We start from the raw sequence: 24,726 nt of genomic DNA, 5'->3' as shown, positions 1-24,726 counted from the left end.
ATATAAGCCAGATTTTCACACAATCAATTAATGATTAAACGAGCTATTAATGAATACTAAGCAAGCACCTATGAATATCGAAAATCAAATAGAAAAATTACGTACCATAATAAGGCAACATGAATATCAATATTATGTGTTAGATGATCCTTCTATTCCAGATGCTGAATATGATAAGTTAATGGCAGAATTAAGGCGCTTAGAACAACAAAATCCCGCATTAATCACACCACAATCGCCAACACAACGGGTTGGGGGAATCGCGTTAAGCCAGTTTAATTCGGTGAAGCATGAAATTCCCATGTTATCGTTAGATAATGTTTTTGATAAAGAGAGCTTTATCGCTTTTGATAAACGTGTTCGAGAACGCGCCAATATCGATGGTCATGACATCGAATATTGTTGTGAATTAAAACTTGATGGATTAGCTGTCAGTTTACTTTATGAAAATGGCCAGTTTGTAAGAGCCGCAACACGAGGTGATGGTTCCGTTGGTGAGGATATTACTGAAAATGTAAAAACCATCCGAGCCATTCCATTAACGTTAACAGGTAGTAATATTCCCACTCGTTTAGAAGTACGAGGGGAAGTATTCATGACACATCAAGGATTTGAAAAGTTAAACCAAGATGCAGAAAAGCGCCATGAAAAAATGTTTGCCAATCCGCGTAATGCAGCAGCAGGTTCATTGCGTCAACTCGATCCCAAAATTACTGCCAAACGACCCTTAACATTTTATTGTTATGGTATGGGAGTTTTTGAGGGTGAACAATTAGCCGATACTCATTACGGGCGCTTAATGCAATTTAAAGCATGGGGACTTCCTGTCAGTGATAAAGTCAAAATTAAAATGGGATGTGAACAGGCAATTGCTTATTTTAATGATATAGAACAACAGCGTATGTCATTAGATTTCGACATCGATGGTGTTGTTATCAAAGTTAATCAAATTAATCTACAAGAACAATTAGGTTTTGTTGCAAGGGCACCACGCTGGGCGACGGCATTCAAGTTTCCAGCACAAGAGCAAGTGACACAATTGAAAAAGGTTGATTTCCAAGTTGGACGAACAGGAGCAATTACGCCGGTTGCTCGACTTGAACCTGTACAAGTGGCAGGTGTGATTGTTAGTAATGCGACGCTACATAATAGTGATGAAATCGAACGATTAGGTATTCGTGAAGGTGATTTTGTTACCATCAGACGAGCTGGCGATGTGATTCCTAAAGTGGTCGCGGTCATTTTAGAAAAACGACCAGAAGAAACACAAGCTATTCATTTTCCAACACATTGCCCAGTTTGTGGATCGGTGATTGTGCGTGATGAAGGTGAAGCTATTTCTCGTTGTTCAGGTGGATTATTTTGCGCCGCTCAGCGTAAGGAAGCGTTAAAGCATTTTGTTTCAAGGCGAGCACTGGATGTAACGGGGTTAGGTGATCGTATTATTGAACAGCTAGTTGATAAAGATTATGTTAAAAACCCTGTCGATTTGTACTATTTGACTTTGCCAAAACTTTGTTCACTTGATAAAGTGGGCGAAAAATTAGCCACAAATTTACTTAATTCATTACAAGCGACCAAACAAACGACTCTTGGCCGTTTTATTTATGCCCTCGGCATTCCGCATGTAGGTGAAGTGACGGCTGAAAATTTAGCTAATGAATTAGGTTCGCTTGATGCCATTCGTAATAGTAATGTTGAACAGCTACAAAATGTCAGTGATATTGGTGAAGTGATTGCGTTAAGTATTGTTAACTTTTTTAAAGAAGAACATAACCAACATATTATTGACGAATTGATTAGCGACAAAATTGGTATTCATTGGCCACAAAATGTTCAACCCGTGGTAATTGAAGGAAGTATTTTTAAGGATAAAGTGATCGTTTTAACGGGCACATTATCCTCTATGAGCCGAGATGATGCTAAAGCAAAGCTGAAACAACTTGGTGCGAAAATTACGGGCAGTGTGTCTAAAAATACGGATATTGTTATCGCCGGTGAAGCAGCGGGTTCTAAACTGACTAAAGCGCAAGAATTAAATATCCAAATTATGGACGAGCAAACTATGCTAGCGCATTTTGCTTAGTTAAACACTTAATAAGGAAGATATTATGCCATTACTTGATAGTTTTAAAGTTGATCATACGAAAATGCATGCGCCTTTTGTACGCGTTGCTAAAATTATGCAAACGCCAAAAGGTGACACGATTACTGTATTTGATTTACGTTTTACTGTACCAAATAAAGCCCAACTACCAGAAAAAGGTATTCACACGTTAGAACACTTATTTGCTGGGTTTATGCGCGATCATTTAAACGCTAACGATGTTGAAATTATCGATATTTCGCCAATGGGGTGTCGAACCGGATTTTATATGAGCTTAATTGGTGAACCAGCAGAAACTCGAGTTGCGGATAGCTGGTTAGCGGCGATGCATGATATTTTACATGTTCAATCACAACGAGATATTCCTGAACTTAATGAATATCAATGTGGTTCATATCAGATGCATTCATTGGATGAAGCGAAAGCGATTGCTAAAGCTGTGATTGACGCTAAAATTGGTGTCTGTCACAACAGTGATATTGTATTATCTGATGACGATATTGCTAAAATTAACCGTTGATTGGAGAATAAAATGCCAAACGTTGTAATCGATTTTTTAGAAGGTAGAAGTGTAGAACAAAAAAGAGAAATGGCAAAACGCGTGACTCAAGCGATTGTTGAAACCTTAAATTGTAAGCCAGAAGCGGTGCAAATTATTATGCATGAAATCGCAAAAGATCAGCTTGCTAATGGTGGTGTACTTCGGTGCGATAAAGATTGATGGTTTAAAAATATGAGAAACATTCTTTGGAATGTTTCTCTATTGATTCATGCTAATTAGAAGTCTAATTCATCCCACCAGATATCGATAAGCTGACCAACTTTAACATTGTTAAGTCCATGGCTTGATAACCAATCTGTCACAATTTTACGATGTTCTTCAGTACAATTACCTAACTGTTGTGTACAAACAATACCTTGCCAATTTAAGTAACCACTTCCTTCGTAAGCTAAACCATTTGGTACAATTGCTTCACGAATAAATTGATCAACCACCTCATCTAATTTTACTTCATCAGTGCCTTCAGCAAATGACCAGCTTACGGTAAAACCTAACTCTTTAAATTCTTCAATATGTAATTTTTTTCTTAAACGACGACTACGATTAGCCATAATAGTATCCTTTTCAATTTATATCGTTAATACGGGGTTATTTTAGCACTTTTTTCTTCGGACGTTGTGCTATTTTTTTAGCAGGGGTTGCTTTTATACTTGGATTGACGGTAAAACCGGCTGTTGTCATTTCAGGAATCGGTGCTTTTAGTAATTTTTCGATTGCTTTAAGTTGTGGTAATTCATCAACACATACCAATGAGATTGCTTGACCTTTATTTTGGGCTCGTCCTGTACGACCAATACGGTGGACATAATCTTCAGCCACATGCGGTAAATCATAATTCACCACATAGGGGAGTTGTTCAATATCTAATCCACGCGCTGCAATATCCGTCGCAACTAATGCCGTTATTTGACCTGATTTAAAATCGGCAAGGGCTTTTGTCCGTGCTCCCTGACTTTTATTACCATGAATTGCTGAGGCTTTTATGCCATCTTTAGTCAGTTGCTCAGCTAAATGGTTGGCACCATATTTTGTTCGCGTAAAAATCAAGACTTGTTGCCAACGATCTTTACCGATCAAATAAGATAACAGTTCACGTTTACGACTTTTATCGACGCGATGCACATATTGTGTAATTTGCTCTGAGGCACTATTCACTTTTGCAACTGCTATTGATTGTGGTGAATGCAGAATAGATTTTGCTAATTGCGTAATTTCATCAGAGAATGTTGCAGAAAACATTAAGTTCTGGCGCTTTTTAGGGAGCTTTGCAATAACACGACGAATATCATGAATAAAGCCCATATCCAACATACGGTCAGCTTCATCAAGAACAAGCACTTTTACGGTGGTTAAGTCCAAGGCATTTTTTTGCACTAAATCCAGCAAACGACCAGGCGTGGCAACCAGAATATCAACGCCTCCTCGTAATTTCATCATTTGCGGGTTAATACTAACGCCGCCAAACACGACCAATGATCGTATAGGTAAATAGCGACTATAGTCACGAATATTGTCACCAATTTGTGCCGCAAGTTCACGAGTCGGGGCTAAAATTAACGCGTATAACGGTCGTTTACCTTTATGCGCTGATGAATAACTAGCTGTTTTGGTTTGTAATTCTGTTAACTGCTGTAAAATAGGCAAGACAAAGCCAGCGGTTTTTCCCGTACCGGTTTGCGCACTGGCCATTAAATCTTTACCAGATAGAACCACCGGAATAGCTTGCTGTTGAATAGGCGTTGGTTCAGTAAAGTTTTGTTCTTGAACTGCTTTTAAGATCTCGGCGTTTAGACCAAGAAGATCGAATGACATGAAATTATCCCTGATATAACAAAAAAATAAATATTTCACAGGCATTATAGAGCAATTACGTATTATTTACTTAAGTATTTAAACACAATTCGCATTATTGTTCTGTTTATCGCTAAAATACTTGGTTCCTACGCCACGTTATTGGTCGGTTTTATTATAAAAAAGCCTCTTAAACGAAGAGGCTTTTATTCTATGGTAGTTGCTTAATGTAGTTTTTGACAATATGAATGGAATGAGTAAATAATTGCTGTTCTTTATCATTAAAATCAAGCTCAATAATTTTTTTTATACCGTGCTGATCAAGTATCGCTGGTACACCAATTGCCACATTTTGATAGCCATACTCACCATCTAATATACAAGATAATGCTAATGCTCGATGACTATTGGTTAAAATTTGTTGGCAAATTTCAGCGATAGTGCTACTAATTCCATATTCTGTACAGTGTTTACGGCTAGCAATTTCAAAGCCCATTTTCCGAGCTTTATCACCCAATTGGTCAAAATCAATTTGACGTTTTTCGAGATGATTAAGATTAATACCATATACTGAAGAGTGTGACCAAACAGGAAATTGAGAATCACCATGCTCACCGACAATAAATGCATCAATACTTTGAGGACCGATATCCATCGTTTCGCCTAATATTCGACGTAAACGCATGGTATCTAGCCAAACGCCAGTACCAATCACGCGATGTCGAGGCAATCCGGAGAGTTTCCAGACTTGGTAGGTGATGGCATCACAGGGATTAGTTGCTATTAAGAAAATCCCCTTAAAGCCATTTTTCATCATACCTGGAATAATCGAAGAAACAATTTTTGATGTACCTGCAAGCTCTTCTTCTCTGGATTTTTGTGCGATACCTGCGGTAACACAAATAATTGCGATATCAATATCAGCACAGTCTGTTGCTTCACGCAAACTAACTTTGATCATATTTTGTCGATAGGCCGCAGCATCAAGTAAATCCTGTTGATGGCCGTAGACGAGCTCTTTATTTAAATCAACCAATGCAATTTCTTCACAAAACCCACGATTAATTAAGGTATAAGCAGTTGTAGAACCAACATTTCCTACACCAATAATCATAATTTTACGTAGTTTCATCTGGACACCTCAAGCTAATTGGATTGCTATGTGCTATAGCATAAACGCATTAAATTAACTTTGTTACCTAATTTGTGCTGCATTTTCAACATTCAAACGGAGTGAGTATTTAACTATTTTTACACTATAATCATAGGTTATGATAAAAAAATAACGAAAAATGCACTGTCTGATACATCGCATTTCGCTAAATTATTGGGTATGATATTGTCCCCGAAACGTTATCGAATTGAATTATGTTATGAGTTTGACTTTTAAAAATGGTGTCATTGATTGTGTGCCAACATTACTTGGTTACATTGGCATCGGGATAGCCGCAGGAGTTATTGGGCGAGCATCTAATCTAAGTATTTTAGAAGTGACATTATTAGCAATCATCGTTTATGCTGGCGCAGCGCAGTTTATCATTGCTGGATTGATGTTAATTGCAACGCCGGTGTCAGCAATTATTTTTACAGTATTCTTAGTGAATTCACGTCATTTTTTGATGGGCATGGCCACTGCCCCTTATTTTAAAAAATTTTCAATGCTAAACAATCTTGGCATTGGTAGCTTACTGACTGATGAAACCTTTGCTGTTACCATGACAGCTGTTGCAAAGAAAGTGCCGGTGAATGCACAATGGATGCATGGCTTGAATTTAACAGCCTATCTTGCATGGATTTTATCGTGTTTACTTGGCGCGGTGATGGGTAATTGGTTTCCAGACCCACGGCAATTTGGTTTAGATTATGCATTAGTCGCCATGTTTATTGGTTTACTCTACTTACAGTTAATCGGCGATACAAGTAAAACAAAACGTCACATGTTGCTGGTTATGTTAACTGTATCAGTATTATTAATCTTTTTAATGAAGTTTGTATCAGCAGAACTGGCATTGTTAATTGCAACGCTATTAGGATGTTTATTGGGTGTGGTGATTGAAAAATGGAAATAACAGTATACAGTTTGCTAATTATCTTAGGGTGCGGATTGGTCACTTGGTTGCCGCGAGTTATTCCTTTTGTCTTAGTGCGTAAAATTCGCATTCCTGATATTGTACTACGGTTTTTAACCTATGTACCCTTATGTATTTTGACAGCACTGTTTGTGCAAAGTTTATTGATTGCACGAGAAGGGCAATTACCACAAATTAATTATGAGTACCTGTATGCTTCAATACCAACTATTTTAGTTGCTGTTATCACTAAAAATTTGATGTGGATTGTGATTGCAGGAATCATTTCAATGTCAGCCATTCGTTATTTTTTATACTAAATTGCAACATCGTGTATAGCGCTGCTTGATTGGCTATACACGGCGATTATTGAGTAGCAATATTCATCATGATAATTTTTATGATGACCTTATTCTTTGTGAATACAATTAGTGCTATATTTGTATAAATTCACTTCAAATCATATCACAATGCGATTAAGGATAAATTATGCGTCAATATTCATCTGTTGATCAATTCGTTACGATCTTAAAAAAGCGTGATCCACAGCAACCCGAGTTTTTACAAGCTGTCCATGAAGTTTTAACATCACTCTGGCCATTCTTAGAAAAAAATCCAAAGTATACTCAGGACGGTCTGCTAGAACGCTTGACTGAACCGGAAAGAGTGATTCAATTTCGCGTTACCTGGGTTGATGATAAAGGTCAAGTCCAAGTAAATCGCGCGTGGCGAGTACAATTTAATTCAGCGATTGGTCCATTTAAAGGGGGGATGCGTTTCCACCCTTCGGTCAATCTTTCAATACTCAAGTTCCTAGGATTTGAGCAGACCTTTAAAAATGCGTTAACCACTTTACCGATGGGTGGCGGAAAAGGTGGGAGTGATTTTGATCCGAAAGGTAAAAGCCATAGTGAAGTGATGCGTTTTTGTCAGGCATTAGTCACAGAATTGTATCGCCATATTGGCGCTGATACTGATGTACCAGCAGGCGATATTGGTGTTGGAGGGCGTGAAGTCGGTTTTATGGCGGGAATGATGAAAAAACTGACCAACACGTCGTCGTGTGTTTTTACGGGGAAAGGTTTGGCCTTTGGTGGTAGTTTAATTCGTCCGGAAGCAACGGGATATGGGCTTGTTTATTTTGTTGAAGCAATGCTAAAACAACACGGTAAATCGATAGAAGGGCTTATTGTTGGTGTGTCGGGTTCAGGAAACGTTGCACAATATACTATTGAAAAATGTCTACAACTAGGTGCAAAAGTGGTAACTGTATCTGATTCACAAGGTACGGTGTATGATAAAGATGGTTTTACTACTGAAAAGTTGGATCGTTTAAAACAGATCAAAAATATTGAGTACGGCCGCATTGAATCGTATGCAAAAGCCTTTAACTTACCTTTTGAGCCGGCAAAAAAACCATGGCATATCAAAATGGATGTTGCCTTACCGTGCGCAACTCAAAATGAATTAACACTTGATGACGCTAAAAATCTTATCAAAAATGGTGTTATTGCCGTGGGGGAAGGTGCAAATATGCCAACAACACTTGAAGCAACCGCCGCGTTTATCGCAGCGAACGTTTTATTTGCCCCAGGCAAGGCAGCCAATGCTGGTGGTGTCGCAACATCTGGTTTAGAAATGGCTCAAAATGCGATGCGTTTGGCTTGGACTGCTGATGAAGTTGATAGTAAACTAAATCATATCATGCTTGCCATCCATGCTGCATGCGTACAATACGGTCAGCAGAAACAAAACAAAAATATTAATTATATTAATGGTGCAAATATTGCAGGTTTTGTTAAAGTTGCTGATGCCATGTTAGGGCAAGGAATTTTGTAGCTGTAACACACATTGAAAAGAAAAAACCACCTTATAGGTGGTTTTTTTAATACTTATGTCTATTTTGATAATAAATTATCATGATAAACTTCAACTGTACCCTGATATATCGGATTTTTACGGATGACTTTTGGTTGTTCTTTCCACCATGCTATCATTTTATCAATGCCTTGGTGGTCAGCCAGTTGTTTGATTCTACCAACATATGCAACATCTTTAAATCGATCCAATTGAGCTTCATCAAATGCTTGTGATTTATACATCGCAGGTAGAATATCAATGATGGCTTGAAAATCTTTTGTTTCATAATACAGCTGATCGGCTAAACGTAACACTTCAGGATTGCGAGGTTTTTCTTCTAATAACTTTTCAACATTACTTCTTGCAAGATCATACTGTTGGCTTTTAATTTGTAAACGCAATTGAACCAATTTAAATGCAAAAATCTCTTTGTCTTTACACAGTTTAGCAGCTTCATCGAGATGTTCTCTCGCGGCATCAAATTGGTTATGGTTGATTTCAGCTTGAGCCGCTTGTAAAAAAGTGAGTGCACTATTATTGGCATTTTTAGCACTTTTCGATAGTAACTTGCTTGCTTTTTTATAATCACCTTCAAGTAAAAACCATTGTGCTTGTTCAATACGTTTTGCTGACTTTATTGGTGATAATGAACGTAACCAACTTCCAAAAGCTGTTTTAGAATAAAAAATATGTTTAACAATCCAATAGATCAGACACAATAAGAGGATTAGTACAAACTCAACTAAGATAAAAGTAGTTAAACTCATGGTGATTCGATAACCAGATACTTGAAAAAGTACGATGCCCTGATGATTAGCAAGTATTGGCCCGATAATCATACCACCAACTAGCACTAAGAAAATAATCAAAATTCGTAACATGATTGCTCCTAATTAGCTAGCATTGCGCGAACGCGGGTTTGCATTAGTTTATCAAGTTCATCACGGCTACTAAGCTGTTGTGGTACATTTTGATTACTAATTGATTGTTGTTGCAAATTATTCAATTCATCTAAAAAAGCTTTAACGCTTGATGCATGACTATCAAAATAAGCATTTGCCCAAACCGATACATCATTAAGTGCACGTTGGTAAATGAGTTCTTGGTGTCTTGGTACAGCTTGCGCAGCAATAAGCAGTCTTAGTTTAATGTTTTCTCTTAAATAGAGGGCTTGCTCTGGCATAATGACCGCAGTATGAGCCTGACATTTTTCTAACAACGCTGCATCTTGTCCAGCATTGGCAATACATTCACCAAAGCTGTCATATTTTTCCACTTGGATAAATTTTGCAAAAAACGAAGCAGATGATTTGGTTAAATTTTCGTACCAATCTGAAATTGATGAAGATGGCGCTTGTGTATCAACGGGTTGTGATGATTTAGCACTATCCGTGACGAGGTTATTGTCATCACCTTCAGTCGGATGCTCGGTTATGCTATCATCGTGTTCAATGAGGGCAAGGTCAATTTCTTTATAGTGATCAACGAGCGGTAATTCTGTGACTGAATCAACTAAATTCATTAATGTCATGATAATGCCATCAAAATCGGTAAAGCTGATTGCAGCAAGTGCAGATATGTCTTTATTGATGGCATGTCTTGCTGGTAAGAGACTTGGATCATTGGCTTGTGCCAAGCTCGTATCTGCATTTTTTAATAATAATCTTGCTGTCGTATAATCTTGGTCATTCCAGATTTTACGCCCAGCTAAGTTGACTAAATAATTTGCCTGTGAAATTAGCCAAATATTATTATCTGTTGTCGACATAGCCGATAATCGCTCATTAAAATTCACAATATTTTGTTCTGATACTTTGATGCTGTCGTCAACTTTATTGATAAATTGCTCTTGCGCTTTAGCTTGATTGGTTAACTGGCTACTGACTTGTTGTTGAAGACTATTTAACTGTTTATTTTGTGTATCAACTGCTTGAGCTACATGCACCTTGATATCATCGGTGATAGTTTGTTGTAACGTGTCTTTTAATGTATTAATTTCAGATTGTAACTGTTCAATGGTTGCTTTTTGCGTAATTGCTTGTTGATGGCCATGGAAATAAGTAAAACCACCTAAACAAAGCGTTAAGCCAATTGCGACAATCGACAATTTCGAAATAGGTGTTTTCGTGAGTGGTGTAGTTGGCCTTTTAGCATTATCATTTTTATCTTTTTGTGTTGCTTTAGGCTGCACTGGGGTTTCTTTATTTTCTTTCATATCCTGTTTCACTTTTTCAGATTGTGGGTAATGACCAATAGGTGAAGAATTAGATGGTATACTTTTTTGTTCAGTTAAGTGTTGATGGGAATCCGATTCAGTAAATACAGTAACGCAAATATTTGATAACGTCGCATTGGCGCTAAGATATCGAAGCGATGATGGCACTGTATTTTTGGTCGACATGATTAATCGGTTACCTAACTCGTTGTTATATTATTGTTGCATTATGACATAGAGTCGCAATTGTTTTAAACAAATTTTGATTATTTGCGTTAGTTACTAAGTGAATACGTTGCCAGTTGAGTGATTTAGCCTGATCGTAGATGCGTGAGCTACTAACAATCATGTCACAACCGCGCTTTTGCTTATCGGTACAGTATTTATCTAATTGTAATAGATGTTCTACACTTGTGATAACAAATAGATAATGAGTGTGTTCTTCAAAAACTGACACAGGATAATCAATGAGCTGACGTTGATAACAATGAATGTTTTTAACCAAAGCCCCTTGTGCGGTTAATGTATCAGTGAGCTTTGTTCGCCCAATATCGCCACATAAAATTAACACTTGGCGCTGAGCAAACTGCATATTAAAATGAGCAAAGTGCTCGAGCAAACCTTCGCTATTTTCACTTTGAGGTGGATAACCAACCGGTTGCTGGCAAATTTGCGCAAACTGCTGTGCTGTTTTTTGGCCCACTGCAAAATAGTCTACATTATCAGGGAAAATCATCTGTTGAGCGTGTGACTGAATCATAAGACCCACTTGCGGAGATACCACAATGACAACATCACCGTGATTTAGCCGTTGAAGATGATGTTGTAGCTGATTCAAATCAGCCCCTTTTAGGATATTAAAAAAGGGCAGGTGGCGGGCGGGTAGGTTTGCTTGTTGACATAATTGTGTGAGTTGTTCTCCGTAGGGGGAAGGACGTGTCACAATAATCATAATGTTAACCTATCTAATTTGATTGAGTATTTTTTCTGCACCTTGTTCAAGCAGCTGCTGGGCAAGCTTAATCCCTAATTCAGATGCTTGTTGTTGATCGCCTGTGACATTGGCAGTAATTATTGTTTTGCCATCTAAACTCCCCACTAAGCCCTGCAAGTTAAGTCTAGTGTTTTCCAACTTCGAATAACAAGCAATAGGAACTTGACAACCGCCTTGTAAATGATGATTCATTGCACGTTCAGCAGTAATACAGTAACGCGTGTGTTGATCATCTAACGGTTTTAATAATTGATTAATTATATGATCATTTTCACGGCTTTCTATACCAACTGCGCCCTGACCAACAGCAGGTAACATGATTTCAATGGGGATAGCTTGTTTAATACGTTCTTGTAGCTCAAGGCGTTTTAAACCTACTGCGGCTAAAATAATCGCATCATACTCACCATTATCTAATTTAGCCAAACGTGAACCTACGTTACCACGTAAATCTTTAACCACTAGATGTGGGTAGTGAGCTTTGAGTTGGCACTGACGGCGTAAGCTCGATGTACCGACCACCGCATTAGCAGGTAGTTGTGCTAAGTCAGTGTATCGATTTGATACAAATGCATCGCGCACATCGTCTCGTTTACAAATTGTGGTTAATGCTAATCCCTGTGGAAATTCTGCAGGGATATCTTTAATCGAATGGACAGCAATATCGGCCTCATGATTCAGTAATGCAAGTTCCAATTGTTTAACAAACAATCCTTTGCCACCTATTTTCGATAAAGGACTATCGAGTAAAACATCACCTTGTGTCACCATCGGAACGAGTTCAACGGCGAGTTGCGGGTGATGTAACATTAATTGCGCTTTAACATAGTTTGCCTGCCAAAGGGCTAAAGGGCTTTTACGGGTAGCAATTTTTAAAGTCTGAACTTGCACAACTTATCCTTATTATATTTTTTTAACAAATTCGACAGCATAACCAATATAATTTGCTGGCGTTAGTTGTTTTAAACGGGTTTTTTCATGTTCAGGTAATGCTAAACTATCAATAAATTGCTGCATGCCTTTACCATCAACACGTTTACCACGAGTTAATTCTTTTAATTTTTCATAAGGTTTTTCAATGCCATAACGACGCATTACCGTTTGAATTGGCTCGGCTAGTACTTCCCAATTGTGATCCAATTCATCACGCAAATGTTGTTCATTGACCTCTAACTTACTGATACCTTTTAATGTCGCTTGATAAGCAATAAGGGCGTAGCCAATACCCACACCTAAGTTACGTAAAACGGTAGAATCGGTTAGATCGCGTTGCCATCTTGAAACCGGTAATTTGCTGGCTAAATGTTGCATCACTGCATTTGCTAAGCCCAAATTTCCTTCTGAGTTTTCAAAGTCAATTGGGTTGACTTTGTGTGGCATTGTTGATGAACCAATTTCACCTGCAATGGTTTTCTGTTTAAAATGATTCAACGCAATATAACCCCAGATATCACGATCTAAATCGATAATAATCGTGTTAAATCGTGCAACGCAATCAAAAAATTCTGCAATGTAGTCATGCGGTTCAATTTGAGTTGTATAAGGATTCCAGATTAAACCTAATGAAGTGACAAACTCTTGGCTAAATTGATACCAATCAACATCCGGATAAGCAACAATGTGTGCATTATAGTTGCCTGTTGCGCCATTAATTTTACCTAAAATCTCAATCGATTGGAGTTGTTTTAATTGACGTTCCAATCGATAAACCACATTCGCAAACTCTTTACCAATCGTTGACGGTGTTGCTGGTTGACCATGGGTACGCGATAAGAGAGGGATATCTTGGTATTGTTTGGCTTTTGCCTTTAATTCATTAATTAATTTTGTCCAGTAAGGCAAAATAATGGTTTCACGCGCATCTTTTAGCATTAATGAATATGACAAATTATTAATATCTTCTGATGTACAAGCAAAATGAATAAATTCTGATACGGATTCTAAAACGCTATTACCTGCAATTTTTTCTTTAAGAAAATATTCGACTGCTTTTACATCATGATTAGTTGTTTTTTCAATGGTTTTAATACGCAGTGCATCTTCTTCACTAAAGTGACGCATAATATTATCAAGAAGTTGGTGAGTTTGTTCATCAAACTGAGGCACTTCTGCAATATGGTGACAATTTGATAATTTTTGCAACCATTTTATCTCAACTTGAACGCGATATTTCAATAATCCAAATTCACTAAAGATAGGTCTTAGTTCTTTTGTTTTATCACCATAACGACCATCAATAGGGGATAGGGCGGTAAGTGCAGATAATTCCATCATTTTGCTCCGTGTGTTTAGTGAAACGTCTATAAGATAGTTAAATAATTAATCATGATTTATTTGTTGCAAAATCTCGTTTGCCGCATTAATAATGCTTTTACGCGAAAATAAGAACTGCATACGGCTTCCCCCAACTTGATACCAAAGGGTTGCTGCTCTTACGCTCCCAAAAAGTGCTGAGCGAACTTTTGCTTGAACTAATGTATTTTGCAAGTATTCAATTTTACCCGTGACTTTAATTTTTGTTGTCAATGGGCTAATAATATCCGAATAGATACCGGCTAACGAATAGGAGAGTTCATCGCGGTGATTTTCAAATGTTTGAGCATTAATATCGGTATACAGTGATTGTATGCGATCGAGACGGTGTGATATTTTACCTAATGCATCATTATTTTTAATAAGCTTATGTGTCACGCCGAGTGATCCAAACACATAACGCATAATTTCAACTTTTTCAGGTTGATTATTGCTAAAGAGTTGCGTTAAAAATTGTAATCCAATTTTAATATTTTCTGCACCATCAAATACATCAGCTGTCGAGTTGGGAGCAGTATTAAAAATACTTTTTAATGATGTATCATATAAAGCGGTACTACATTGTCCAGAATTAGCCAGTTGTGGAACTAACATGGCACTTTGACAAACACCACCTAAGGCTATCGCGATATGATAATATTTATTACTCATACTAACTCTCTTTGTTTGTTGACAACATCGGTTCACATTGACGCAAAATTCGTTCTTCAATAATGCCGCCACCAAGACACACTTCACCTTGATAAAAGACAGCCGATTGTCCAGGGGTTACTGCGGCTACGGGCTCATCAAAAATCACACTGATTTGATCAGCATTGATTGGCTCAATAATACAATGGATGTCATGTTGGCGGTATCGTGTTTTGACCGTACATTTTAATGGTTCAGTCAGCGTGTGACGTGAGACCCAATGTAATTGGCCTGCAATTAGCCCACCAGAAAAGAGCGCAGGATGGTCATGACCTTGAGCGACAATTAATTCATTTTTTTCAGTATCTTTGTCAACAACATACCAAGGCGTTTCGTCAGCATTTTTTAACCCACCAATTCCTAATCCTTTTCGTTGACCCAGTGTGTGGTACATTAGCCCTTGGTGTTCACCAATTATTTCACCATCGACAGTACGAATTAAACCTGCTTGAGCGGGTAAATAACGAGCTAAAAAATCTCGAAATTTACGTTCACCAATAAAGCAGATTCCTGTTGAGTCTTTTTTTGCTGCCGTAATTAAGTATAATTTTTGTGCGATTTCCCGTACTTGCGGTTTTTCAAGTTCACCAACAGGGAATAAGCTTTTACTGATTTGCTGTTCACTTAATGTATAAAGGAAATAACTTTGATCTTTATTGTTGTCAACACCACGAAGCAATTCAAATTTACCCTGGTTTTCTCGTCGACGAACGTAATGACCTGTTGCAATATAATCGGCACCAAGATCTTCAGCGGCATACTCTAAAAATGCTTTAAACTTGATCTCTTTATTACATAAAATATCTGGGTTTGGTGTTCTTCCTGCTTTATATTCGGCAAGAAAGTGTTCAAATACATTGTCCCAATATTCGGCTGCAAAATTGATGGTTAGGAGTTTTATACCCAGTTTATCACATACTGCTTTTGCATCAGCCAGATCGGTCGCTGCTGAACAATATTCTTCGTCATCGTCTTCTTCCCAGTTTTTCATAAATAAACCAACAACATCATAACCTTGTTGTTGTAATAAATAGGCTGAGACTGAAGAGTCCACTCCACCAGACATGCCAACAATGACTTTAATGGTTGAATTTTTTGAATGCGTATTTTTATTTAGTGACATAATTATATCGAACTGTAAAACGTATATTTGGGGGCGATTTTATCACAAATGAGGAGAGAGCAATAATCTTTTACGGCAAAAAATATGATAACCATTTACAAATCAGCTCTGTAAATGGTTATTGCAGGGAAACTAGGAAAGATCTTTCAATATACAAATAACGCGCCCAATAATTTTAAAGTCATTTTCAGAACAGGCTTTATCAATTTGAATAGAAGGGTATTTTTCATTATCAGACAATAATAAGAAATATTTACCATGATTTTGTATTCGTTTGACGCTAAGTGAGTCACCATATTGAATAATATAAATGTAACCATCAAATGGTGTCACATTTGCAGTGTTTAATACTAACGTGTCATTATCTGAAATAGTTGGCGACATTGAATCACCTTTTGCCCAATACACATAAAGATCTTCTATCTTAAATTCGTGATACTTTAAGCAACTTAAATCAAATGGCAATGAATCGATAACCGAGTTTTTTACCCCTTTATTATCATCGATTTGTGATTTGGCAGAATGACGTTGATAGGCTGGAATATAAATAATTTTTTGCAGATCATTGTTCGAGGAGAGTCTACATTCTCCTTTTCCAGTTGCTAACCATTCTATCGGCACATCACATTTTTTAGCTATTAGTGCTAAACGATTTAATGAAGGGTACGTTTTCCCTGATAGATAGTCTCTAATGACAGCTTCGGACATACCTACTTTCTTCGCAAAAGCGTTCCCAGACATTCCTTCTTGTGCGAGTGCTAGCCTGTCCTTAAATTCAATAATTCCAGTGTCTGTCAGCAGTTTTTGATTTTCAATATCCTTCATTGTCACCTTCTTATTTTCACTTATTTTAAACTTATATAAGTATATTTATATATTTTTTTCAAAAAAATATGTACTTTTTTGTTTAAATTCGTTTTTTTATGTGTTATTCTTTCAACCTAAATTAATGCATAAGTGCATTATACAGGTTTTACACCGATAATCTTAACTATATCTATAAGAGGATCTCATAATGAGAGTACAAGATCAAGACTGGTTACCTTCAAGAGTTGTGGGGGAAATCAAAATTCGTGGCGGAAGTTTACGTGAGTTATCACGTTCTAATGGCTTACAAGCTGATACTTTAAGGAATGCGTTATATCGTCATTGCCCGAAATATGAAAAAATTATTTCAGAGTATTTGAATGTACCAGTAGAAAAAATTTGGCCTACTCGCTATAAAAAATAGTCGTTCGACTATTTCTTAAAACACACTTTTCCCCAATTAAAATAGATTACTCAACTGACTTTAGTCTTTGAAATAATCTATTTTTTTAAATGACTTACTTTGTTATTCAACACTAAAGTAAGTCATTTTATTTTATACTCACTTATTTTTTAGCTTTCGCTGCTGCTTTAACAATAACGGCAAATGCATCCGCTTTTAATGACGCACCACCAACTAATGCTCCATCAATATCCGGTTGAGTAAATAACTCTGCTGCATTTTTATCGTTAACTGAACCACCATATTGAATGATGACTTGTTTAGCAACATCGGCATCAAGTTTTGCAAGATGATCACGAATAAATTTATGAACGGCTTGTGCTTGAGCTGGCGTCGCAGATTTCCCTGTACCAATTGCCCATACTGGTTCATAAGCAATCACGGTATTATTGAATGCTTTAATTCCTAATAGCTCAATGACAGCATCAATTTGTTTTGCGCATACGGCTTGCGTTTGACCTGCTTCATTTTCTGCTTCAGTTTCACCAATACATAATACCGGTGTTAGGCCACGTTCTTTTAGGATCGCGAATTTTTGGGCAATAAATTTATCACACTCTTTATGATAAGTACGACGCTCTGAGTGGCCGATAATAATATGGGTAGCACCCACTTCTTTTAACATATCTGCTGAAATATCACCCGTATAAGCACCAGATAAATGTGTATCGACATTTTGTGCGCCTAAAATAATATTAGAGTCAGCTAATAACTTTTGTACATAATCAAGATAAACAACAGGAGGGGCAATTGCAACATCACAGCCTTCAACACCAGCAAGTTCTTTGTTTAAGCCAGTTACTAAATCTAAAGCCATTGCTTTACTACCATTAAGTTTCCAGTTTCCCATAACGAGAGGTTTACGCATAATTTTCTCCAATAATTACGTTTAATTGAGTGTAGATTTAAAATGAATTCGCTATAATATAGAACATTATACACAAATAATTGTTATTGAGGATCAATATGTCTTTAGAAATACTAAATCAATTAGAAACAAAAATTCAACAAACTGTTAATACTATTCAACTATTACAGCAAGAAATCGCGTCATTACAACAGAAAAACCAAGAGTTAGAACTTTTAATCAGTGAAGAATCTGATGAAGTTGAACTTGTTCGTAAAGAAAATGAAGCCTTAAAACAAGAGCAAGCTGTTTGGCAAGACCGTATTTCAATGTTATTGAATAAAATTGGTGAAATATCTCAATAAACAATAATTTATTGATGTGATGATAAAAAAGGGCATATTAGCCCTTTTTTTAGTTTATCTGATGAAAAAATAAGATTATGATTATCCTTATTTTAATCGTTCAAATAGGCGATTTTATTGCGTTATTAAGAAAAGAGAATAAATGAATCAATACTTAAAATCATTATGGCTAACCGAAACCGTTCGGCTAATTGAAAAAGAGAGTGGCCGTTTTAGTGATGAAGATGCTAATCGCCAAGCAAGTTCAATTGATGGCGATTTATCTGACCGTATCATTCAACGCGCTATGGTAATCAGTGATCGTAATGGTTTGAAAGAGGCACAATCGGACTGGTTAAACTCAGTAAAAGTGTCGATGATTATTTTATGTATCATCTCATTATTTACTGGTGCAGGGCTGGCTTTCAGTGCGCTTGCTCAAAATCCCGTTAATTTGTACTGGGCATTGTTATGCCTACTAGGTGTCCATTTTGTGACATTATGTTTATGGGGTATTTCTTGTCTTTTTTTACCCAATGAAAGTGGAAGCATTTTCATTCATGCATGGCTTTGGCTTGCTAAAAAATTATCACGCAAAACAACAATAAGCCAATTATTACCCGCTTTTATTACGTTATTTGGTAAACAAATTCGTTGGTTAATCGGATTAATTGTTAATCTATTTTGGTCCGTGATATTGTTTTCTGCATTAGTGGTCTTAGTGATACTATTATCGTCTAAACATTATAGTTTTGAGTGGCAAACAACATTATTAAGTGCTGATGCGATTATTTCAATTACGCGTTTATTAGGTGAAATACCGTCTTTACTTGGTTTTTCATTACCCAATGCTGATATGATTCGTTCGAGTGAACAGGCTTTGTCCAATGGCGAGATTCGTTCAGCTTGGGCGGTTTGGTTATTAGGCATCTTTATTGTCTATGGTATTGCTGTCCGTGTGATGCTTCTGATTTTTTGTTGGTTAAAGTGGGTCGTGGCTTGTCAACGCATTTCACTAAATACACAACACCCTGAATATCAGCGGTTAATTCATGATCTCGAACCAATACCGTTAAAATCAATCACGGATAAAGAACGCGATGATCGACATTTCGGTACTGCTTTTGAACCGTTTTCACATGTTATCGGCCATAAAAAATGGTTAGTTGCAATCGATGTTGAAAATAGTTGGTTAGCACCTGCACAAATCGCGTTTTTAGGTTTATTAAATAATAGTGAACAACGCAGCAATACACTTGATTTTTTACAGCAAAATCCTGCGGAAAAGTTATTAATCGCAATAGATACAAATCGTTCGCCTGATCGGGGGATGATTAACTTAATCAATGGCTTAATGAAAAAATCAACGCAAACTAAAGTGTGGTTTATTAATCAAGGTCGTCAGTATAATAATTGGCTAGAGAGTTTACAAAAACTGAATATTGAACAAGCCGATAGCACATGGTTATTGGAATAGGTGATAAGTATGCTTAATCAACTTAATTTAGCGATTGTAGGACATGCCAATGTGGGCAAAACATCACTATTACGAACCTTAACACACGATAGTCAGTTTGGCGCAATATCGAATAAACCTGGTACCACAAGGCACGTAGAAGCCATTACTTTTGCATTAGAGCAACATCATAAAATTGTGTTTTATGATACACCGGGATTGGAAGATAGCATTACATTATATGATTATATCGAACGCTTAAACCGTGAATACCCTAAACGTGACGGCATTGATAAGCTTAATGCTTTTTTAGCTAGCCCGGAAGCTGAACATCAATTTGAGCAAGAGGCAAAAGTCATTCGACAGTTACTCAAAAGTGATGCAGCAATCTATGTTGTTGATGTAAGAGAACCTATTTTAGATAAATATCATGATGAACTGGCCGTATTAGCGCAAGCCGATAAACCGATTTTAGCGATATTTAATTATACTTCGTCGTCTTCACCTTATGAGGATGATTGGAAAAAACTATTATCACGCGTTGGCATTCACAGCATTATTCGTTTTGATGCGGTATTCCCATCTATTGAAGGTGAGGTTCGTCTTTATCAAAGTTTATCATTACTGATTGAACCCGCTAAAGCGATCTTAAATCAATGGCAAACGAAAATTGAACAGCAGCGCATAAATCGAAACTATTCCGCGAAGTTGTTAATTGCAGAAGCCTTAGTTGATGTGACTGCCTATAATGAAATTGTTAAAGATAATCTAGATGATAGTGTGCTTTTGATGCAAGATCAGGTTAGAAAACGAGAACAAAAAGCCATTAATGATCTCATTTCACTTTATCAATTTAGCGTTTCACAAGAAACGAGTGAAAATATGCCGATTTTGCAAGGTCGATTTGACAGCGATCTGTTTAATAAAGAAGCATTAAAATTAATGGGCATCCATTTAGGTACAGGCGTTGTATCAGGCGCAGCAATTGGTGCAGGAATTGATTTAGCGGTGGGGGGAATCACACTCGGGTCAGCAGCATTGATTGGTGCAACCATTGGTGGGTTAGCTCAAACCGCTAAACATTATGGTAAAAGAATCAAAAATAAATTGTCTGGTCACACAAAAATGACCATTGATGATGCGGTAATCTGCTTTTTATCACTCCGCTTAATTCAATTAAAAGAGAGTTTAAATTTAAGGGGACATGCGAATAATACCCCGATAATTTTGTCAAAATTAGATGAAAGTGCTTGGAAAAAAGGTAAACTACCTAAATCATTACAAATTGCCAGAGCACACCCTAACTGGTCTACACTCAATCATCATAAAATAAAAAAACATGATGAACAACGTCAAGAGGTATTGGTAAATGTGGCAAATGAATTGGAATAGAGTGCTAAATATTTTTAGCATTATGCTATGTTCATTATTATTGTTAACGGGCTGTAGTTCTGAAGCATCATTACAGTATGCGGATAACCGTTCAGATCATCTCATGATCAAAAAAATTGAACAACAATATCAAATTTGGCAAAAAACGCCGTACCGATATGGTGGTAATACACTTAAGGGAATTGATTGCTCAGGCCTTGCTAGAAATTTTTATAATGAAAAAGTAAATATCGTCATTCCACGCGTTACAACCGAACAATCAAAGTTGGGTGAACCTGTCACCAAGCTTAAAGCGGGTGATTTAGTATTCTTCAAAACGGGGCGTGGTGATACAGGATTACATGTCGGAATATATTACAAAGATGGGCGTTTTTTACATGTATCAACGTCGAAAGGCGTCCAGTTTGCGAGTTTAGATAGCAGTTACTGGAAGAAACGTTATTGGCTGGCAAAACGAGTTGTGAGTTAACTTATATTCGTGTGATTGCTAATAAAGCCCCAATTATGGGGCTTTATGATGTTTAGTGGTGTAACATTTCGTCAACAATACCATCTTTATTTAATGATAGAGGGTAATAAGTCGGCCAGTTATCCATCTCTTCTAATAGTTTTTCATGAGAGTCGTTGCCCATATAAATATGGAAGTGAATCGACTTGGTTGGTTCAATAATGTGATCACTAAATTGTACATATTTAGGTGCTGTGGCGTTTTTATCTTGGCAAGTAAATAGGTAACGAACCCCTTTTTTGCCTGACACATAGGTCAGAATTTTATAACCCGCATAGCTATATTCACAAGATGCAGCTGAATCTTTTTTATGGAAGTCCATACGATTGTTTTCAATAGCAATCCATTGAATATCTGTTTTATAGCCATTTGAATAATAAGTTTGATAATCAGCAAAAGTTTTACCCGGATTTTTAGCCACTTTCGCCTCAATAACCGGGTCTAAATCACCCGCAAGAAGATAACCATAAACGGATTGCCATGTGCCTTCCCAATCTGCTAATGTTCGGTCTTTTACATCACTGTTATCAAATACACCTTGGCTTGCTTGCAGTGCTTTTTCAGACATTTGGTGACCATGGTCATGATTATGTGCATAAACAGCGCCCGCTAATAATAGCGCTAAACTCCCTGCTGTTAATTTAAAATAAGCTTTTTTTAACAATTTTATTCTCCTTATGAGTGTTATGTTATAATATAACATTCTATGTAGAGTTCATCAATAAAGCAACAAGATTTATTCATAAAATTCTGGCAACATCAAATTTGGATTGATACTAATCAAATCGTATTGTGATAGACGGCCATGATCACTTTTTTATAACACGGCTGTTTTGAAATACATATTGATTCAGTTATGAGATTAAATAAATGGGTAGCTCAAATCTTTCATTGCTAACATTTTTTATAATCAATTGATTAATTAGCGTTTAAAAAGGATGATTTCCCCATCAATACCTGCCTAAATTTATGTTATAATGCTCGGCAATTCAATCTCTCTAAAGTATGGTGATAGATAAATTATGAGTTATCAAGTTTTAGCAAGAAAGTGGCGTCCTAAAGCCTTTACTGATGTTGTCGGTCAAGAGCACGTTTTAACGGTACTCGCTAATGCACTATCATTAGGTCGTGTTCACCATGCTTATCTTTTTTCGGGAACACGAGGGGTTGGTAAAACATCTATTGCGCGGCTTTTAGCTAAAGGTTTAAATTGTGAAAAAGGTATCACCGCAACCCCTTGTGGTGAATGTGATAACTGTCAGGATATTGAACAAGGTCGATTTATCGATTTGCTCGAAATTGATGCCGCATCAAGGACCAAAGTTGAAGATACGCGGGAGATTCTTGATAATATTCAGTATTTACCAACAAAAGGTCGCTTTAAAGTTTACCTTATCGATGAAGTACATATGTTATCACGTAGCAGTTTTAATGCGTTACTGAAAACATTAGAAGAACCGCCAGAACATGTCAAATTCCTGTTAGCGACAACTGATCCTCAAAAATTACCTATAACAATTTTATCGCGTTGTCTGCATCTACACTTGAGTGTACTCGAAAGTGATTTGATCAAGCAGCAATTAGTTAAAATCTTAAATACAGAACAGATTAAAACGGAAGAAAAAGCCATCCAGCTATTGGCTAAGGCGGCTAATGGTAGTATGCGTGATGCCTTAAGTTTAACCGATCAAGCGATTGCGTTAGGTAATGGGCAGGTTGATGTCAAATCGGTATCAACGATGTTAGGAACCTTGGATAGAGCAATCCCATTTGAACTAGTTGAATCATTATATCAAAATGATGGTAATCGTTTGATGCAACACATCGACTTTGCCGCAAAGCAAGGCGTTGATTGGGATCATGTATTGACTGAAACATTAACGCTTTTACATCAAATTTCATTATTACAAATTGTCCCTAGTGCGCTAGGGGATTACAGTGATTATGAAGAGCGTATTCGTTACCTTGCTCAGCATATTTCCCCTAATGATATTCAACTCTTTTATCAAATTTTATTAGCAGGGCGAAAAGAGCTACCTTTTGCTCCCGATAAAAAAATGGGTGTTGAGATGAGTTTTTTACGAGCACTCGCATTTATTCCAAAAGTGCTCACTGACTCACCAATAAGTGTTAATGAAACAGCTAGTCCGAACAATAAACGTGTAAGTGATTCAGGTGAAAAAAAGCGCCAAGAACATGCTAATCCTAACAGCGTGGTTGAGCCGCCGAAAATCCAAAAATCTGAGCCTGCAAAAAAGCCTAGCGAAGCGGTACCTCAGATTGATAGCCAAGTCTCCGATGTAACGAAAAGTATTCTTGCGGCAAGGCAACAAGTTATCGATAGCGAAAAAACAATAAAAAAGTCTGAACAGGTTGAACGGAATCAACCTGAAATTGTTGAGAAAGTTCTAGGGCAAAAATTAGCCAAAACTGCTGTTCAATTGACGTCATCAACACAAGATAATGACATGGTCAAAGAGGTCGCTGATGACAGTTTATGCGCAGATGAGCACACTGCAGAAACCTATCAATGGCAATTTAGCGATCATTTTACGCCCAATACGGACTCAATGTTAAATGCTAAAGCAGCGAAGTTAGCATTTGAACATGAAAAAACCCCCGAGTTGAATCGTAAATTAATTGAAGAGGCAACCAAAGTTGATCCATGGAGCGCTGAAATTGAAGCGATTGCGATGCCGCCATTGATTAAACAAATTGCGATCAATGCGTTTATTGAGTCAGTTGATGAGACAAAACAGGTGCTCCATTTGCGTTCATCTTTGGCTCATTTAGTCCGTAGTGACAATAATATCAAGCGATTAGCTGAATTGTTGGCTTCACATCGAAATAAAGTCTGCGATTTGTCGGTTATCATCGATGATGATACAAGTTATTTTACACCACTTGAAGTGCGTGAAAAAATCTATCAAACAAAATTAGCCGAAGCAAGGCAGCTTATTTTACAAGACAATAAAGTTGGTATGATCTGTCAATTTTTTGAAGCTCGAATTGATGAAGAGAGTATTCGTCCTGTATAATACAACACATTAAAAAATGTATTGAGAATTGAGGCATCGTAACGGTTAACGCTATCGTTTATTGCCATGATACGTTATCGCCTCAATATTCATCTGCATACATGATGATCACAACGCTGCGATCATTAATGATTTAACTGATAACAG

At 37.0% G+C, this 24,726-nt stretch carries 25 protein-coding genes; 12 read left to right on the top strand and 13 right to left on the bottom strand.

The window, feature by feature from the left end:
• Positions 1–70: 70 nt before the first annotated feature.
• The 3 genes from ligA to ABEA36_RS05945 are packed head-to-tail and all read left to right on the top strand — an operon-like array spanning position 71 to position 2,828.
• Positions 71–2,086, top strand: coding sequence for an NAD-dependent DNA ligase LigA (ligA, locus tag ABEA36_RS05955; RefSeq protein ID WP_345490880.1), 2,016 nt, complete (start codon positions 71–73; stop codon positions 2,084–2,086).
• Positions 2,087–2,111: 25 nt separating this feature from the next.
• Complete coding sequence (gene luxS / locus ABEA36_RS05950) at positions 2,112–2,627, top strand: S-ribosylhomocysteine lyase (protein WP_345489825.1); 516 nt, start codon at positions 2,112–2,114, stop codon at positions 2,625–2,627.
• 12 nt (positions 2,628–2,639) lie between these two features.
• Positions 2,640–2,828: a 2-hydroxymuconate tautomerase gene (locus ABEA36_RS05945; RefSeq protein WP_345489824.1), complete on the top strand. Its 189-nt coding sequence runs from the start codon at positions 2,640–2,642 to the stop codon at positions 2,826–2,828.
• Between the two features lie 56 nt (positions 2,829–2,884).
• Here the strand turns inward: ABEA36_RS05945 and ABEA36_RS05940 are convergent, their stop codons facing one another.
• The 3 genes from ABEA36_RS05940 to ABEA36_RS05930 all read right to left on the bottom strand — a co-directional run bounded on the left by ABEA36_RS05940 (position 2,885) and on the right by ABEA36_RS05930 (position 5,592).
• Positions 2,885–3,220, bottom strand: coding sequence for a YggL family protein (locus ABEA36_RS05940; RefSeq protein WP_425571857.1), 336 nt, complete (start codon positions 3,218–3,220; stop codon positions 2,885–2,887).
• A gap of 37 nt (positions 3,221–3,257) precedes the next feature.
• Positions 3,258–4,481 carry a DEAD/DEAH box helicase gene (locus tag ABEA36_RS05935; RefSeq protein WP_345489822.1) on the bottom strand — a complete coding sequence of 408 codons (1,224 nt, stop codon included), beginning with the start codon at positions 4,479–4,481 and terminating at the stop codon, positions 3,258–3,260.
• A gap of 190 nt (positions 4,482–4,671) precedes the next feature.
• Complete coding sequence (locus ABEA36_RS05930; protein WP_345489819.1) at positions 4,672–5,592, bottom strand: L-lactate dehydrogenase; 921 nt, start codon at positions 5,590–5,592, stop codon at positions 4,672–4,674.
• Positions 5,593–5,833: 241 nt separating this feature from the next.
• Here ABEA36_RS05930 and ABEA36_RS05925 point away from each other — a divergent pair, with 241 nt between their 5' ends.
• From ABEA36_RS05925 to gdhA, 3 genes are all read left to right on the top strand, one after another.
• Positions 5,834–6,529 carry an AzlC family ABC transporter permease gene (locus ABEA36_RS05925; RefSeq protein ID WP_345489817.1) on the top strand — a complete coding sequence of 232 codons (696 nt, stop codon included), beginning with the start codon at positions 5,834–5,836 and terminating at the stop codon, positions 6,527–6,529.
• The gene (locus ABEA36_RS05920) at positions 6,520–6,849 is read left to right on the top strand and encodes an AzlD domain-containing protein (RefSeq protein WP_345489815.1); all 330 of its coding nucleotides are present in this window, start codon (positions 6,520–6,522) and stop codon (positions 6,847–6,849) included. The genes ABEA36_RS05925 and ABEA36_RS05920 overlap by 10 nt, the downstream gene beginning before the upstream one ends.
• Positions 6,850–7,018: 169 nt before the next feature.
• Positions 7,019–8,368: an NADP-specific glutamate dehydrogenase gene (gene gdhA, locus ABEA36_RS05915; protein ID WP_345489813.1), complete on the top strand. Its 1,350-nt coding sequence runs from the start codon at positions 7,019–7,021 to the stop codon at positions 8,366–8,368.
• Between the two features lie 59 nt (positions 8,369–8,427).
• Here gdhA and ABEA36_RS05910 read toward each other — a convergent pair whose 3' ends face one another.
• The 8 genes from ABEA36_RS05910 to ABEA36_RS05875 form a co-directional block, all read right to left on the bottom strand.
• Complete coding sequence (locus ABEA36_RS05910) at positions 8,428–9,270, bottom strand: heme biosynthesis HemY N-terminal domain-containing protein (RefSeq protein ID WP_345489811.1); 843 nt, start codon at positions 9,268–9,270, stop codon at positions 8,428–8,430.
• A gap of 8 nt (positions 9,271–9,278) precedes the next feature.
• Entirely contained in the window at positions 9,279–10,790 is a 1,512-nt protein-coding gene (locus ABEA36_RS05905; RefSeq protein ID WP_345489809.1) for a uroporphyrinogen-III C-methyltransferase, read from the bottom strand.
• Between the two features lie 25 nt (positions 10,791–10,815).
• A complete protein-coding gene (locus tag ABEA36_RS05900; RefSeq protein WP_345489807.1) occupies positions 10,816–11,556 on the bottom strand; it encodes a uroporphyrinogen-III synthase in 741 nt (246 codons plus the stop codon).
• A 9-nt stretch (positions 11,557–11,565) separates the two neighbouring features.
• A complete protein-coding gene (gene hemC, locus ABEA36_RS05895; protein WP_345489804.1) occupies positions 11,566–12,489 on the bottom strand; it encodes a hydroxymethylbilane synthase in 924 nt (307 codons plus the stop codon).
• Positions 12,490–12,501: 12 nt separating this feature from the next.
• On the bottom strand, positions 12,502–13,869 hold the full coding sequence (purB, locus tag ABEA36_RS05890; RefSeq protein WP_345489802.1) for an adenylosuccinate lyase: 1,368 nt from the start codon (positions 13,867–13,869) through the stop codon (positions 12,502–12,504).
• Positions 13,870–13,917: 48 nt separating this feature from the next.
• Positions 13,918–14,562 carry a high frequency lysogenization protein HflD gene (gene hflD, locus ABEA36_RS05885; protein ID WP_345489800.1) on the bottom strand — a complete coding sequence of 215 codons (645 nt, stop codon included), beginning with the start codon at positions 14,560–14,562 and terminating at the stop codon, positions 13,918–13,920.
• 1 nt (position 14,563) lies between these two features.
• Complete coding sequence (gene mnmA / locus ABEA36_RS05880; RefSeq protein WP_345489798.1) at positions 14,564–15,724, bottom strand: tRNA 2-thiouridine(34) synthase MnmA; 1,161 nt, start codon at positions 15,722–15,724, stop codon at positions 14,564–14,566.
• A gap of 132 nt (positions 15,725–15,856) precedes the next feature.
• The gene (locus tag ABEA36_RS05875; RefSeq protein WP_345489796.1) at positions 15,857–16,549 is read right to left on the bottom strand and encodes a LexA family transcriptional regulator; all 693 of its coding nucleotides are present in this window, start codon (positions 16,547–16,549) and stop codon (positions 15,857–15,859) included.
• A gap of 190 nt (positions 16,550–16,739) precedes the next feature.
• Between ABEA36_RS05875 and ABEA36_RS05870 the strand changes: the two genes are divergently transcribed.
• Positions 16,740–16,955: a helix-turn-helix domain-containing protein gene (locus tag ABEA36_RS05870; protein ID WP_345489793.1), complete on the top strand. Its 216-nt coding sequence runs from the start codon at positions 16,740–16,742 to the stop codon at positions 16,953–16,955.
• Positions 16,956–17,097: 142 nt separating this feature from the next.
• Here the strand turns inward: ABEA36_RS05870 and tpiA are convergent, their stop codons facing one another.
• Positions 17,098–17,862: a triose-phosphate isomerase gene (gene tpiA / locus ABEA36_RS05865; protein WP_345489790.1), complete on the bottom strand. Its 765-nt coding sequence runs from the start codon at positions 17,860–17,862 to the stop codon at positions 17,098–17,100.
• Between the two features lie 98 nt (positions 17,863–17,960).
• Between tpiA and zapB the strand changes: the two genes are divergently transcribed.
• The 4 genes from zapB to ABEA36_RS05845 all read left to right on the top strand — a co-directional run bounded on the left by zapB (position 17,961) and on the right by ABEA36_RS05845 (position 21,502).
• Complete coding sequence (zapB, locus tag ABEA36_RS05860; RefSeq protein ID WP_345489788.1) at positions 17,961–18,206, top strand: cell division protein ZapB; 246 nt, start codon at positions 17,961–17,963, stop codon at positions 18,204–18,206.
• 142 nt (positions 18,207–18,348) lie between these two features.
• Entirely contained in the window at positions 18,349–19,662 is a 1,314-nt protein-coding gene (locus ABEA36_RS05855) for a DUF2868 domain-containing protein (RefSeq protein WP_345489786.1), read from the top strand.
• Between the two features lie 9 nt (positions 19,663–19,671).
• Positions 19,672–21,033 carry a GTPase/DUF3482 domain-containing protein gene (locus ABEA36_RS05850; protein WP_345489783.1) on the top strand — a complete coding sequence of 454 codons (1,362 nt, stop codon included), beginning with the start codon at positions 19,672–19,674 and terminating at the stop codon, positions 21,031–21,033.
• Positions 21,020–21,502, top strand: a complete 483-nt coding sequence (locus tag ABEA36_RS05845) for a C40 family peptidase (RefSeq protein ID WP_345489781.1) — start codon at positions 21,020–21,022, stop codon at positions 21,500–21,502. The genes ABEA36_RS05850 and ABEA36_RS05845 overlap by 14 nt, the downstream gene beginning before the upstream one ends.
• 52 nt (positions 21,503–21,554) lie before the next feature.
• Here the strand turns inward: ABEA36_RS05845 and zinT are convergent, their stop codons facing one another.
• Complete coding sequence (gene zinT / locus ABEA36_RS05840; protein ID WP_345489779.1) at positions 21,555–22,244, bottom strand: metal-binding protein ZinT; 690 nt, start codon at positions 22,242–22,244, stop codon at positions 21,555–21,557.
• Positions 22,245–22,563: 319 nt separating this feature from the next.
• Here zinT and dnaX point away from each other — a divergent pair, with 319 nt between their 5' ends.
• Positions 22,564–24,579 (top strand): DNA polymerase III subunit gamma/tau, encoded by a 2,016-nt coding sequence (gene dnaX, locus ABEA36_RS05835; protein WP_345489777.1) that lies wholly within the window; start codon positions 22,564–22,566, stop codon positions 24,577–24,579.
• Positions 24,580–24,726: the final 147 nt, after the last annotated feature.

The sequence above is a fragment of the Orbus sasakiae genome (assembly GCF_039542345.1).
GTDB classification, from domain to species: domain Bacteria; phylum Pseudomonadota; class Gammaproteobacteria; order Enterobacterales; family Orbaceae; genus Orbus; species Orbus sasakiae.
The sequence above is the reverse complement of the archived record's forward strand: the minus strand, read 5'-3'. Positions and strand labels throughout refer to the sequence as shown.